Consider the following 13,631-nt stretch of genomic DNA (forward strand, 5'->3'; position numbering starts at 1 on the left):
CCCCTCGGCCGATCCGTCGCGCGCACCGCGCCGCCCACGCATGAGCAGGCGTTGACCGCCTCGCCGCAGCGCGCCGCCGTCCTGTCGCCGCCGTCCTGCCCGGGCCCGCCCGGCGCGCCGCGCATCCCGGGCCGCGCCGACGCCGCGCGGCGAATCGATCGCTTCGATCGGGAAAAGCCGCGCGCATGGCCGGTGGGTTCCCGCCGTCCGCCTTGCCCGCGGCCGGACCCGCGATCAGAGCGCGGCGGCGATGCGGTCGATGCCCGGGCCGTCCTCGCCGTGCTCGAACCAGTCTGGGCGGGCGGCCCTGGCGAGCGGCAGCAGAGGAAGGATCCGGCGCAGATGCGCGCGCGCCGTCCGCTCGGCCGCCTCGGCGTCGCCGGCGGCCAGGGCGTCGGCCAGCGCCTCATGCTCGGCCAGGGCCTCGGCGCGCGGATCGGGGCGGCCGGCGATGAAGCGCACGCGGTCGGTCTGCGACTTGGCCACCGCGCAGGGCGGCCATGCGTGAGTCGCGTCCAGAACGCGCGCCAGCTCGCGATGCATGGCGCGGTCCGCGGCAAGAAACGCCGCTTCGTCGGGCGCGGCGCGCTGAACGGCGATCGCGCGGCGCATGGCCTCGGCCGCCTTCGCGCGCAGGTCCCTGCCCGCGTGGGCGGCGCGGCGCGCAAGCCCCGCTTCGATGGATTCGCGCGCAAAGCGCATGGCGCGGATGCGTTGCTCGGACAAGAGGCGCACGAAGGTGCCGCGCTGGGGGCGGACCTCGAGCAGACCCTCATAGGCCAGGATGATGAACGCCTCGCGCACGGGTTGGCGGCTGCAGCCATATTCGGCCGAGATCGCCCATTCGGAAAGCCGCGCGCCGGGCGCAAGCTCGAGCCGCACGATGCGGTCGCGCAAATCGCGCCTGAGGCGTTCGGATGTCGCGCCGCCCGCGGCGGCGTCGTCGGTCTGCGGGAGCATGGCGCACCCTTTCCCCAAGGGAAGGCACCATACCACGCCCGGACGGCGCGACAAAGCGAATCAGGAAGCGCCCGCTCGCCTCAGACGGCGTCCGCGGCGTCGCGCTTGAGGATCGCGCGGATCTCGTCCAGAAGCGCCAGTCGCTCTTTCTTCAGCGTTTCCAGGGCCATGTCGTCCATGGGCTCGACCAGGGCCTCGGCGCGGTGAATGGCGCGGTTGAGCTCGTGATGACGCTCGGCCAGCCGGGCGAAGTGGGCGTCCGACAGCTTGAGCGCGTGGATGCGCTCGGCGAATTCCGGCAGCTCTTCGTGCAGCTCGTGGGGGACGTGGGTCATGGATCGCTCCTTGTTGCGATGCGAAAGCGTCGTGCCCCCTCGCTAACGCCCCGGCGCGCGCCGCGCCTTGCGCTGGATCAAGCGCGCTCGACCTCGGGCGCGCGGCGGCCTATTGTCCGGCCGGGGCGGGCGCCGGGCCCGCCGCGACGCCGCAAAGCAGGAAGCCGCGCATGCCTTCGCGTTCTGACCGCAAGCCCGTGATCGGGGTCATCTGCAACGCCCATCTGATCAACGACCAGTATCCCGTCCAGGCGGCCGGCGAGATCAACCTTTCGGCGGTGGCCGAGGCCGCGGGGGGGCTGCCGCTGATGGTGCCGGCCATGCCGGGCGCGGTCGATCTCGACGCGCTGCGCGAGGTCTGCGACGGGTTCGTGTTCACCGGCGGGCGGCCGAACGTGCATCCCTCGCATTACGGCATGGCCGAGACCGAGGCCCACGGCCCCTTCGATCCGGCGCGCGACGCGGTGACGCTGCCGCTGATCCGCGCCTGCGTGGCCGAGGGGCGGCCGATCTTCGGCATCTGCCGCGGCTTTCAGGAGATCGCCGTCGCCTTCGGCTGCACCCTGCATCCCGAAATCCGCGAGCTGCCCGGGCGCATGAACCACCGCATGCCGCCCGAGGGCACGCTGGAAGAGAAGTTCGCCCTGCGCCACAAGGTGCTGCTGTCGCCCGGCGGCCGCTTCGAGCGGCTTCTGGGCAAGCGCGAGGTGATGGTGAACTCGCTGCACGGGCAGGGGATTCTGGACGTCGGCGAGGGCATCGTGGTCGAGGGCCGCGCCGAGGACGGCACCATCGAGGCGCTGGCGGTGCGCGACGCGCCCGGTTTCGCGCTTGCCGTGCAATGGCATGCCGAGTGGCGTGCGGCGCAGGACCCGGTCTCGCGTCCCTTGTTCGAGGCCTTCGGCGAGGCCGCGCGCGCCTTCGCCGCCGCCCGCCGCTGAGCGGGCGCGCGGCGCGATGCTGTGGGCGGCGCTGATTTTGGACGCGCTGCTGGGCGAGCCCGAGGCGCTGTGGCGGCGCGTCCCCCATCCCGCGGTGCTGATGGGGCGGATGATCGACGCGCTCGAGCGCCGCTGGAACCGCCCGTCCGATCCCGAGCGGACCCGGCGCGCGCGCGGCGCGGCGGCGGCGCTGGCGGTGACGGCCGCCTGGGCGGCGCTGGGCGCGCTGGCCGCATGGGCGCCGGGCGGCTGGTTGTGGCAGACGCTGGGCGCGGCCGTGCTGCTGGCCCAGCGCAGCCTGGTCGATCATGTGCGCGCGGTGGCGCGCGGGCTGCGCCAGGGCCTGGGGCCGGGGCGCTCGGCGGTGGCGATGATCGTCGGCCGCGACGTGCGCGCGCTGGACGAGGCGGGGGTGGCCCGCGCCGCGATCGAGAGCGCGGCCGAGAACTTCTCGGACGGCGTCGTCGCGCCCGCCTTCTGGTTCGCGGTGGCCGGTCTGCCGGGCATGGCGGCATACAAGGCGCTGAACACGGCGGATTCCATGATCGGTCACCGCAATGCGCGCTTCGCGGCCTTCGGCTGGGCGGCGGCGCGGGCCGACGACGCGGCCAACTGGATCCCGGCGCGCCTGTCGGGGGTCATCCTGTGCCTGGTCGGCGGGGGGCTGCGCGGGGCGCGGGTGATGCTGCGCGACGCGCGCCTTCACCGCTCGCCCAACGCCGGCTGGCCCGAGGCGGCCATGGCGGCGGCGCTGGGCGTGTCGCTGTCGGGGCCGCGGGTCTATGACGGACGGCTGAGCGAAGAGCCTTTCGTCCACCCCGAGGGGCGCGCCCCGGGCGCGCAGGACGTCGAGCGGGCGGCCGACATGCTCTGGCGCGGCTGGGCGGCGCTCCTGGCGCTGGCGCTGGCGCTGGGGGTCTGAGGGCGGGTTCGGGCGCCGGGTTCGGCGCGGCGGGCTAGAGCGCGTGCGCGCGCAGCATCCGGTAGGCGGGCCGGCAGGCCTCGGCCAGTTCGGCGGCCTCGTCGGTCAGCGCGGCGGGCGGGGCCGAGGGGCCGATGAAGCCCGTCGATTCCTCGAGCGCGTCATACCAGAAGGCGCCCCACGGCCCTTCATAGGCGCGCCGCCCCGGCGCCCAGCGGAGCATGCGCGCATCGAACGCGATCCCGACCCGCTCGCACAGCGCGCGCAGGACGCGCTCGGGATCGGCGCGCAGGTCCTCGGCGTCGACCACCGGGCAGGCGCGGCCCAGCATGTCCGAGGCGCGCTCGAACATCTCGAGCTGCTGGTGAATGCCCAGCTCCCACAGCTCGGGCACGATTCCCTTGGCCACGTAGCTGGCCAGCACGCGCGCGGGGTCGCGGATCAGGAACACGTTGGTCAGCGCGTCGGTCCATTCCAGGTCCGCGCCCTCGGGCAGGTGGCGGGTCATGTGCTTCTGGTAGATCAGGCGCGCCCCCGGCGCCGGCGCAAGGCAGCGGGCGATGGCGCGGTCGAGCTCGGGCTCGCCCTGGGCGAGGATGCGCTCGCGCAAGGGGTGGCGCGCGCCGGTGCGCGCAAGGAAGGCGGCGTAGAGCGGCTCGTCCAGCACCACGCAGCCGGGCAGCTGCGCGAAGCTGCGCATCAGGGGGGCGGCCAGGCTGCGCGGCCCGGACCAGACCGCAAGGCGCAGGGGGGCCGGGTCATCCTTGTCGGAAGGGGCGAAGGGCGTCACCCGCGAAGCTCCTCTCTGGTTGCGCGATCCGCGCCAGATGCCGCGCCCGCGCGCCCGGCGCAAGAGCGATCCGCATGACGCGCCGCGCGGCGGCTGCTAGAAGGACGCGAAGCAGGGAAGGGGTTCATGACGCTCATCACGCTCAATGCGGGGTCGTCCTCGCTCAAATTCGCGCTGTTCGAGGCGCGCCGGCCGCCGCGGCTTGTCCTGCGCGGCGAGGTGTCGCGCCTGGACGAAGCGCCCGAGCTGCTCTTGCGCGCCGCCGACGGGCGCGAGCTGGCGCGCGGCGCGCTCGCCCCGGCCGGGGCGGGGGCGGGGGGGCAGGCCGCCGCGCTCGGGGTCGCGCTGGAGGCGCTGCGCCGGGCCGCGCCCGAGGCCATGGCGCAGGTGCGCGCGGTGGGGCACCGGATCGTGCATGGCGGGCGCGATTTCGCCGCGCCGACGCTGCTGGACGATGAGGCGATGCGCGCGCTCGAGGCCCTGATCCCCTTCGCGCCGCTGCATCAGCCGCACAATCTGGCCGCCGTGCGCGCCGCCCGCGCCGCCTTTCCCGAGGCGGCGCAGGTGGGCTGTTTCGACACCGCCTTTCACCGCGGCCGCCCCTTCGTGGCCGAGACCTACGCCCTGCCGCGCGAATGGCACGCGCGGGGCGTGCTGCGCTATGGCTTTCACGGCCTCAATTACGAGCACATCGCCCGCACCCTGGCGCGCGAGGCGCCCGAGCTGGCGCGCGGGCGCGTTGTGGCGGCGCATCTGGGGGCGGGGGCGTCGGCCTGCGCGATTCGCGGCGGGCGCTCGGTCGCCAGCTCGATGGGCTTCACCGCGCTGGACGGGCTGGTGATGGCGACGCGCTGCGGGCAGCTCGACCCGGGCGTGGTCCTGCACATGATCCGCGCCGAGGGCATGAGCGTCGATGAGGTCGAGGCCCTGCTCTACAAGCGTTCGGGTCTTCTGGGCCTGTCGGGGCTGAGCGGCGACATGCGCCGCCTTCTGGCGCCCGACGCCCCCGCCCAGGCGCGCGAGGCGGTCGCGCATTTCGCCCTGCGCGCGCGGCGCGAGATCGCCGCGCTGGCGGCCGAGATGGGCGGCATCGACGCGCTGGTCTTCACCGGCGGGGTGGGCGAGCGTTCGGCCCCCGTGCGGGCCATGATCTGCGAGGATCTCGCCTTTCTGGGCGTCGCGCTCGACAAGGAGGCGAACGCGGCCGGGGCGGCGCGCATCGGCGCGCCGGGCGCGCGGGTTCAGACGCTCGTGATCCATGCGGACGAGGAATCGGTGATCGCCGACGCCGCGGCGCGGCTTTGCGCCATGGCGAAGGGCTGAGCAGGCGCGCGGGGGGCGCGAGGCGTCGATGCGGCCCCGGGCAGGCCCGCGGGGGCGCGAGCGATCGGGCCGCGCGCCTCGATGGCGCCGGCCGCGCCGCGGACCGCGGGCCGTGGGGCGCGCGGGGCCTTGCGGCGTCCGGGGGAACGAAGGCCCGGGCGCCGGGTCAGCTGCGGGCCGTCTCGCGCGCCCGCAGCGCGCGGGCCAGGGCGCAGAAATCGGCGATGTCCAGCGCCTCGGCGCGCAGGGTCGGATCGATTCCGGCCTCGGCGCACATCTCGGCGGCGTCGGGGCGCAGGGTGCGCAGGCTCTGGCGCAGCATCTTGCGGCGCTGGCCGAAGGCGGCGGCCGTGACGCGCGCCAGCGCGTCGGGCTCGGCCGGGTGGCGCGGCGCGGGCAGGGGGCGCAGATCGACCACCGAGGACCACACCTTGGGCGGCGGGGTGAAGGCGCGCGGCGACACGTCGAAGGCGATGCGCGCCTCAGCCCGCCATTGCGCCAGAACCGCCAGGCGCCCGTAGGCCTTGGCGCCGGGGCGGGCGACGATGCGCTCGGCCACCTCGCGCTGGAACATCAGCGTCAGCCCCGACCAGCCGGGCGGCCAGCCGCCGCCGCGCCGCTCGGGGGTCAGCCAGCGCACCAGCAGCTCGGTGCCCACGTTGTAGGGCAGGTTGGCGACGATGCGCCAGGGCGCGTTCAGACGCGCCTCGGGATCCAGCTCGAGCGCGTCGCCGTGCACAACCTCGAGCCGGCCGGGCCAGCGCCGGGCGATCTCGTCGAGCGCCGGCAGGCAGCGCGCGTCGCGCTCGACCGCCACCACGCGCCGCGCGCCCTCGGCCAGAAGCGCGCGGGTCAGGCCGCCGGGGCCGGGGCCGATCTCGAGCACGTCGCAGCCCGACAGATCGCCCGCCGCGCGCGCGATGCGCCGCGTCAGGTTCAGATCGAGCAGGAAGTTCTGCCCCAGCGCCTTCTTCGCCGCCAGCCCGTGGCGCGCGATCACCTCGCGCAGGGGCGGCAGCCCGTCCTCGGCCAGGGTCATGAGCGTGCGTCCCCGGCCCCGGGCGCCGAGCCGCGGTCCGGGCGCGTCGGCGCGCCGGACCCCGCGCGCCGCGCCGAACCCGGCCCCGAACCCGTCCCCGCATCGGGTTCCCGATCGGGTTCCCCGTCCGCGCCGTCCGACCCGTCTTGCGTCGCGTCCTCGGCGGCGGCGCGGCGCGCGCGCGCCATGGCGGCGGCCATGCGCAGCGCCGCGATCAGGCTGCGCGCCGAGGCGACGCCGCGCCCGGCGATGTCGTAGGCCGTGCCGTGATCGGGCGAGGTGCGCACGATGGGCAGGCCCAGGGTCAGGTTCACGCCCTCGTCGAAATCCAGCGTCTTGAACGGGATGAGCGCCTGGTCGTGATACATGCACAGCGCCGCGTCCCAGCGCGCGCGCGCCGCCGGGTGGAACATCGCGTCGGCCGGCAGCGGGCCGGCGACGTCGACGCCGCGCGCGCGCAGGCGCGCCAGGGCGGGGGCGATCAGCTCGATCTCCTCGCGGCCCATGGCGCCGCCCTCGCCGGCATGGGGATTGAGCCCGGCCGCCGCCAGGCGCGGCGCGCGCAGGCCGAAATCGCGCCGCAGCGCCTGATGCGCGTGCAGCGCCGCGCGCTCGATGGCCTCGGCGCTCAGAAGCGCGGGCACGCACGCCAGCGGCTCGTGGATCGTCACCGGCACCACCCGCAGCGTCGGGCCGGCCAGCATCATCGTCGGCGCACCCGCTCCGCACAGATCGGCCAGGAACTCGGTGTGGCCCGGAAAGGCGAAGCCGGCCCCGTCCTTGAGCGCCTTCTTGTTGATGGGCAGCGTCGTCACCGCCGAGGCGGCGCCGCTCAGCGCCAGGCGCACGGCCTCTTCGATCCAGGCGACGACGCATGGCGCGTTGGCCGGATCGGGGCGGCCGGGCCGCGCCGGCGCGGCCAGCGGGCGGTGCAGCACGGGCAGGGCGCGGGCGAAGACCGCCGGCGCCTCGGCCAGCTGGGCGATGCGCGCGCAGGGGGCGCCCTGCGCCTCGAACAGCGCGGCGTCGCCGATCGCGGCGAAGACGGGGCTGCCGGCGGCCGAGAGCGCGCGCCACGCGGCGGCGGCGATCTCGGGGCCGATGCCGGCCGGATCGCCCCCGCTGACCGCGATCGGGGGCGGGGCGCCGCCGGGCCGCGCGTGCTCGGCGGGTGTCATTTGCGCTCGATATGCGCCTGCGCGCGCAGCTCCTGCAGGCGGCCTTCGGCATAGCGCTGCAGGCGCTGCTCGAGCAGGTTCTGGCGGATGCGTTCGCGATCCTCGGGGGTCAGGTCGATCTTCTGCTCCTCGCGCCCCAGAACGGTCAGCAGCACGACGCCGCCCGGCACGCCCAGCGGGCGGGTGACCTTGCCCGGCTCAAGCTGCGCAAGCTCGTCCGCCAGGGCGGGCGGCAGGCGGTCCGAGGGGACCTTGCCCATGCGCCCGCCGCGCGCGGCGCTGGGGGTGCGGCTGTATCGGCGCGCAAGGGCGGCGAAGTCCTCGCCGGCGTTGATGCGCGCGGCCAGCTCCTCGATGCGCGCGAGCGCCGCGTCGCGATCCTTGCCGGCGGGCAGGCCGATCTCGCCCAGATCGTAGACCACGCGGCGGTCCAGCCCCTGGTCGGCGATGGCGTCGTCCAGCTCGGCCTCGGAGACCTCGGCGCGCGGGCCATAGTCGCGGCGGATGAGCGAGGCCCAGGCGATCTGCGTCTCGATCATCTCTTCGAGCGCCCGGCGCGAGACGCCCGCCTTGCGCAGCTGCGCGTCGAGCCGGGCGGGGTCGAGCCCGGCGCCGCGGGCGAAGGCGGCCAGCGCGGCGTCGAGGTTCTCGGCCGGCACCCTGATGCCCGCCGCGCTCGCCGCCTCGCGCTTGAGCGCGTCGTCGATCAGCGAGTCGAGCGCGCGCTCGCGCAGCTCGGCCTCGTCGGCGCCGCGCGCCGCGCCGGTCAGGCGCAGAAGGCGCATGCGCTGGTCGAGGTCGTAATTGGTGATGGCCTTGCCGTTGACGAAGGCGACGGTCTGGAAGGCGGCGCGGGGCGCGCCGGCCCCGGCGGTCTGGGCGGCGGGCCCGGGGCCCGGGGCGGCCAGCGCGGCTGCGGCGACGAGCGCGGCGGCGAGCGCGGCGCGCAGGCGAGTGAATGGCATCGGATCTTCCCGTTTCGGCGCCGCCGGGCGGCGCGGTTGGTCGCTTGACCTGGTTTGGCCTATCGGATGCGCGGCGCGCAAGCCCCCTGCACGGGGCCGGGCTCGGCGCCGCCGCCCAGTCCCCACAGGCGCAGGCGCGCGCCGAAGAAGGTCGCGGCCGGCGCGTCGTCGGACGAGGTGAAGCGGCGCCCGGCGTAGAATTCCACATCCACGCACTCGTTTCGATAGCCGATGCGCCCCAGCGCGCGCACCCAGTCGCCCGCCTGCAGGTCGCGCCGCGCCTCGCCGCCGACGCTCCATGCGCGCGTCAGCGCGTAGCGCGCCGAGACGGCGGCCTCCTGGCGGTCGTCGGGCGTCACCGAGTCCTTGGCCAGATAGACGTGATAGGCGTTCAGCTGCAGCCCGCGCCAGTCCGCGCCCAGGTAAAGCTCGTTGCGGCGCAGCTCGAGGTCGTCGGTCACGCGCAGGCGGTTGTCGATCTTGAACGCGCCGGGCAGGAACAGCGACCAGGCGCCGACGAAGTCGGATTCGCGCTTGTTCAGGCCCTGGCCGCCGGCGAAGCTGTCGATGGCGCGCGCGCGCAGCACCCGCCCGCCCGAGGCCGAGAAGGACGCGCCCGAAGGCGTCGCGACGCTGTAGCGCAGGCCCAGATTCATGCGCGGGCCTTCCTCGAAGCCGTCGTCGCCCGCATGGCGGCGCAGCGAGAAGAGCGAGGTCTCGTCGAACTCGGTCAGCACGCTGTCCTCGTTGGGCAGGCCGTCGTCGTCGGCATAGGGTGCGGCGATGAGCTGCGCGATCGGCTCGAGGATGTGGGTCGCCGCGCCGAAGGGGCCGTCGGCGCCGTCATGGCGCGCCAGCGGCCAGCGCGCCTCGACCGCGGCCATGGGCGCGAAGCGGGCGGCGTCGTCGGCCCCGTCGGCGCCGTCCGCCACGCGCCAGACGTCGCCGCGCGCCGAGACATGGGCCGCCAGGCTCAGCCCGGTGACGGGCTCGACGCCGCGCCGCTCCCATTCGAGGCCAAGGCCGATGCGCGCCGTGTCCTGCCCCGCCGTGCGCCGCAGCGCGTAGCCCGACAGATCGGCCGAGATCACGCCGCCCAGAACCCCCTCGTCCCAGCTGCGCCGCCCCTCGAAGGCGGGCAGCGCCATGGGGATCTGGCCGAAGGGCTCGTCGTCGCGCAGGCTCTGGAAGCGCACGGCCGAGGCCTCGGCATAGCCCTGCGCGTCGCCATGGCGCAGGAAGGCCTCGGAGGTCAGGCGGTCCTTCTCGGAATACTCGTAGCGACGCAGATAGGCGTCGTCCGAGGCCATGGCCAGCTGGAAGCCCGCCTCGGCGCCCGATCCCAGCGCGAACAGCCCGGCGCCGTCGAGATGGCCGCGAAGGCGGCTTTCGCCGTCGTAGTCGTTGTGCGTGACCGATCCGGCCAGGCGCAGCGCGCCGCGCGAATAGGCGCGGCGGTGCTCGCCCTCGATCACCACGCCCTCGTCCGAGGTGACGAAGGCGGCCAGCGTCGCGTCCGACGAGTCGTCGATCGCCCAGTGCCAGGGCAGCTTGACCGCATGGCCCAGGATCGAGCTTTGCAGATAGTCCGGGGCCAGAAAGCCCGTGGCGCGCTTGCGGTCCGGGTCCGGGTGGCGGAAATAGGGCGTCCAGGCCACCGGCACGCCCAGGATGTCGAAGGTGGCGTCCTCGTAATGGACCACGCCCTCGCGTTCGTCATGGACGATGCGCCGCGCGCGGATGCGCCAGAGCGGGGTGGGGTCCTCGGGGCAGACGGCGCAGGGGCTGAACACCGCGCGCGAAAGCACGTTGAAGCGCCCGTCGATGCGCCGCGCGGCGCGGGCGGCGAAACGCGCATGGGCGCCGAGCGAGGCGCGCGCGCCGCGGATCAGGCCCTCGCGCAGCTGCGCGTCCAGATCGGCAAGATCCGCGACGATGACCGCGCCCTCGGGGCCGCGCAGCGTCACCTCGCCCTCGGCGCGCACACGGTCGGCGCGCGCGTCGTAGATGATGCGCTCGGCGGTCAGGGTGCGGGCGCCGTAATGGGCCTCGACCGCGCCCTCGGCGATCAGCAGCCCCGCGGCGTTGTCGTAGCGCACGCGATCGGCCGACAGGGCGACCGGCGCGTCGGGATCGGGCGCGACCGAGGCCAGGGCGCGCGAGAGGGGGCCCGCCCCCGACCCGGTCGCGGTGTCCGCGTTCGGGGCGGGGGCCGCCTGGGCGGCGCGGGCGGGGGCCGAGAGGTTCTGCGCCACGGACGCGAACGCGGCGCCGCCCCGCTCGCTCGCCCGCCGCGCGGCGCGCGGGGCGCGGGCGGGAATCGGGCTGGCCTCGGGCGCCGGCCTTGGCGCAAGCGCGGCGCCGGGCGCCTCGGGGCGCGGCGCCGGCGGGGCCAGGCGCAGCGGCGCGCCGGGGCCGCCCGCCGCGGCGGCCTGCGCGCTCAAGCCGGCGAGGATCAGCGGCGCGCCAAGCGCAAGCGCGCGCGCCAGCGGCGCGGCGACGGCGCACGGGCGGAGGAAGGGCTGGGGCGATCTGCGCAAGCGGGCGCTCCTTGGGCTGCGATCCAACGCGTTGGGGGCGCGGCGCGCGGGCCGCTGTCGATCCCGTTCTAGCCGTCTTCCAGATGCAGCAGCAAGCCGCTCGCGATCAGGATCATCGCCACTGGCGGCGCCCAGGCCGCCAGAACGGGCGCGATGGCGCCGATCGAGCCGAAGGCCTGCGCGACGTTCGACAGCATGAAATAGCCCAGCCCCGCCAGCACCGCGCTCAGCGCCATCCAGCCCAGCCCGCCGAAGCGCGCATGCCGCATCGAGAAGGCCGCCCCCAGAAGCACCATCGCCGCCATCAGCACCGGCTGCGCCAGCTGCGAGTGCCAGTGCATGCGGTGGCGGTCGGCGGCGAAGCCGGCGGCCTCCATCGTGTCGATGAAGGCGGGCATGTCCCAGAACGAGATCGTCTGCGGCGGCGAGAAGCTTTCGAGGATGCGCTCATGCGTCAGCTCGGTCTCGATGCGCATGTTGGCCGCGCGCGTCTCGGCCGGCGGCGCGTCGCGGCGCAGGGGATCGAAGCGCCAGGCGCGCACCTGATGCAGCCGCCAGGCGCCGGGCTCGAGCACGGCGCGCGCCGCCTCGATGCGCGCCGCCAGCCGGTCTTGATGGTCGAAGCGGAACACGCTCACATCCCACAGCTGCGCGCCCGTGCGGTCGGCGCGCCAGGCGCGGATCACCTCCTGCCCCTGCGCGCTGCGCTGGCGCAGCCACAGCCCCTGCGGCGAGATGGACAGGACCGAGGCGGCCTCGTCGAAATAGCGGGCCTTGAGCGTCTCGAAGCGTTGCAGCGCGCCGGCCGCGATGGGGTTGAGCAGCGCGAAGGACGCCGCCCCGATCACCGCCCCCGCGACCAGCGTCGGCGCCGTCAGCCGCCAGGCCGAGACCCCGGCCGCGCGCGTGACCACCAGCTCGGAGCTGCGCGCCATCGAGGCGAAGCACGCCATGGCCGACAGGAGCGTGACGAAGGGCAGGATGGTCAGGATCAGCGAAGGCGCGTGCAGCGCCGCCAGCAGCAGCACCTGGTCGAAGGTCGCGCCGCTGTTGGCGCTCTTGCGCAGAAGCTCGACCGTGTCGATCAGCATGACCAGCAGGAACACCGTTCCGCAGGCCATGGCGAAATAGGCGCCGAAGCGCCGCGCGACGTAAAGCGAGAGGGTCGAGAAGATCATGCCTCGCCCCCCGCTTCGGCCCCGCGCGCCGCCGCGCCGCGCGGGCGCGGCAACCCGCGCGAGAGCGCCGCCAGCGCCAGCGCCGTCGCCAGGATCGGCGGCGCATACATCAGCGGCCACAGATCGGCCTGGCCGCTGACCGCCGACTTCGCCGCCACGCCCGCCAGCCGCGTCGCCGCCGCCAGCGCCAGCGCCGCCGCCAGGCGCTTGCCGTATCCGCGTCGCCGCCAGCCCGGCCCGAGCAGCGCCGCCAGCCCCACAAGGGGCAGCGCGACGGCGTAGAGCGGGGCGGAAAGCTGCTCGTGCCCCTCGGCCACGAACTTGTGCGGCGGACGGCCCTGCAGGACCTCGGCCGAGGGGGCGACCAGCTCCCAGGCCGGGTATTCCGAGGGCTTGCGCCGCCGCTCCTGCGCGCGGTCGGCGAGCTGGCCCAGATCGTAGACCAGGCGCTCGAAGCCCAGGACGGTCAGCTCCTTCTCGCCCGGGGTCAGGCGCTGGGCGGCGCCGTTGAACATCACCAGGCGCGGCCCGTCCTCGGTGCGGATGAGCGCGGCGCCTTCGGCGGTGTAGGTCACGCGCGCCTCGGGGTCGCGGTCGTCCTGCACGAACAGCCCCGCCATGCGCCCGGCGCCGTCCACGCGGCGGATGTAGACGGTCACGCCCTTGGCCGGATGCAGGAACTGCCCCTCGCGCAGCAGCGCGCCGGCAAGGTCGGCCTGAAGGGTGGCGATGCGCTCGCGCATCTCGCGCGAGGCGGCGGGCGCCAGCTGCAGCGTGATGACGAACATCGCCGCCATCACCAGCGCGCCGAAGGTCGCCACATGGCGCGCAAGGCGCAGCGGGCTCATCCCCGCGGCCAGCATGACCACCAGCTCCGATTCCAGGAACAGCCGGTTGACGGCGTAGAGCGCGCCGGCGAAGGCGGCCACCGGCAGGACCATGCTCATCACCGCCGGCAGCAGCAGCAGCGTGAACTCGGCGAAGATCGCGGCGGACTGGCCGCTCGAGACGACGGTCTCGATGACCTGCAGCGACTGGGTCAGCCACACCACGCCGAGAAAGATCAGCGAGAACATGCCGAACGGGCCCAGGATCTGCCCGATCACGTATTTGCCGATGACGCTGCGCATCCTCGCTCCGCACTTGCCTGTCGCGCGGGGCGCGGGGCCCCGGACGGCGCGACAATCGCCCGTCGCGCGCCCCGGCGCAAGCGCCGGCGGCCCTTGCGCCCGCGCAGCGGCGCCCGGTCGCGGGGACGCGGCCCGCGGGCCGGGGGCGACCGCGCCCATGGGCGCGCCGCCCGATGGCCGGCGGCGCGGGCCGGCGCCGGTCGCGGGACGCGCCGACCGGATGGCGCGTGCGCCCCCCTCTGCGCCGCGGCCCCAGCCGGAGCTCGGGGCCGATGAACGCGCGCCGAAGCCCCCCGGCGCCTGCGCCGCACGGGACCGTGGGCGCGCGCC

The 13,631-nt window shown here is 75.4% G+C and carries 12 protein-coding genes; 3 read left to right on the forward strand and 9 right to left on the reverse strand.

Features of this window, described 5'->3' with window-relative positions; all coding sequences use genetic code 11:
• Positions 1–234 precede the first annotated feature (234 nt).
• Complete coding sequence (locus tag BMW67_RS03640; protein WP_072745897.1) at positions 235–960, reverse strand: GntR family transcriptional regulator; 726 nt, start codon at positions 958–960, stop codon at positions 235–237.
• Between the two features lie 80 nt (positions 961–1,040).
• Entirely contained in the window at positions 1,041–1,295 is a 255-nt protein-coding gene (locus BMW67_RS03645) for an HP1242/YdcH family protein (protein WP_072745896.1), read from the reverse strand.
• Positions 1,296–1,465: 170 nt separating this feature from the next.
• Between BMW67_RS03645 and BMW67_RS03650 the strand changes: the two genes are divergently transcribed.
• Positions 1,466–2,236, forward strand: a complete 771-nt coding sequence (locus BMW67_RS03650) for a gamma-glutamyl-gamma-aminobutyrate hydrolase family protein (protein ID WP_072745895.1) — start codon at positions 1,466–1,468, stop codon at positions 2,234–2,236.
• A gap of 16 nt (positions 2,237–2,252) precedes the next feature.
• On the forward strand, positions 2,253–3,158 hold the full coding sequence (gene cbiB, locus BMW67_RS03655; protein WP_072745894.1) for an adenosylcobinamide-phosphate synthase CbiB: 906 nt from the start codon (positions 2,253–2,255) through the stop codon (positions 3,156–3,158).
• Between the two features lie 34 nt (positions 3,159–3,192).
• Here cbiB and BMW67_RS03660 read toward each other — a convergent pair whose 3' ends face one another.
• Positions 3,193–3,948, reverse strand: coding sequence for a sulfotransferase-like domain-containing protein (locus tag BMW67_RS03660; RefSeq protein ID WP_083581073.1), 756 nt, complete (start codon positions 3,946–3,948; stop codon positions 3,193–3,195).
• A 126-nt stretch (positions 3,949–4,074) separates the two neighbouring features.
• Between BMW67_RS03660 and BMW67_RS03665 the strand changes: the two genes are divergently transcribed.
• Positions 4,075–5,271, forward strand: coding sequence for an acetate/propionate family kinase (locus BMW67_RS03665; RefSeq protein ID WP_072745893.1), 1,197 nt, complete (start codon positions 4,075–4,077; stop codon positions 5,269–5,271).
• Between the two features lie 166 nt (positions 5,272–5,437).
• Here BMW67_RS03665 and rsmA read toward each other — a convergent pair whose 3' ends face one another.
• From rsmA to lptF, 6 genes are all read right to left on the reverse strand, one after another.
• Positions 5,438–6,310, reverse strand: a complete 873-nt coding sequence (gene rsmA, locus BMW67_RS03670) for a 16S rRNA (adenine(1518)-N(6)/adenine(1519)-N(6))-dimethyltransferase RsmA (protein WP_072745892.1) — start codon at positions 6,308–6,310, stop codon at positions 5,438–5,440.
• The gene (gene pdxA, locus BMW67_RS03675) at positions 6,307–7,488 is read right to left on the reverse strand and encodes a 4-hydroxythreonine-4-phosphate dehydrogenase PdxA (protein WP_072745891.1); all 1,182 of its coding nucleotides are present in this window, start codon (positions 7,486–7,488) and stop codon (positions 6,307–6,309) included. Before pdxA ends, rsmA begins: the two co-directional genes overlap by 4 nt.
• Positions 7,485–8,453: a peptidylprolyl isomerase gene (locus BMW67_RS03680; protein ID WP_072745890.1), complete on the reverse strand. Its 969-nt coding sequence runs from the start codon at positions 8,451–8,453 to the stop codon at positions 7,485–7,487. The genes pdxA and BMW67_RS03680 overlap by 4 nt, the downstream gene beginning before the upstream one ends.
• Positions 8,454–8,512: 59 nt before the next feature.
• A complete protein-coding gene (locus BMW67_RS03685) occupies positions 8,513–10,993 on the reverse strand; it encodes an LPS-assembly protein LptD (RefSeq protein ID WP_072745889.1) in 2,481 nt (826 codons plus the stop codon).
• A 68-nt stretch (positions 10,994–11,061) separates the two neighbouring features.
• Positions 11,062–12,171 carry an LPS export ABC transporter permease LptG gene (gene lptG / locus BMW67_RS03690; protein WP_072745888.1) on the reverse strand — a complete coding sequence of 370 codons (1,110 nt, stop codon included), beginning with the start codon at positions 12,169–12,171 and terminating at the stop codon, positions 11,062–11,064.
• Entirely contained in the window at positions 12,168–13,301 is a 1,134-nt protein-coding gene (lptF, locus tag BMW67_RS03695; RefSeq protein ID WP_072745887.1) for an LPS export ABC transporter permease LptF, read from the reverse strand. Before lptF ends, lptG begins: the two co-directional genes overlap by 4 nt.
• Between the last annotated feature and the right edge of the window lie 330 nt (positions 13,302–13,631).

It is taken from the genome of Oceanicella actignis, assembly GCF_900111545.1.
Taxonomy (GTDB): domain Bacteria; phylum Pseudomonadota; class Alphaproteobacteria; order Rhodobacterales; family Rhodobacteraceae; genus Oceanicella; species Oceanicella actignis.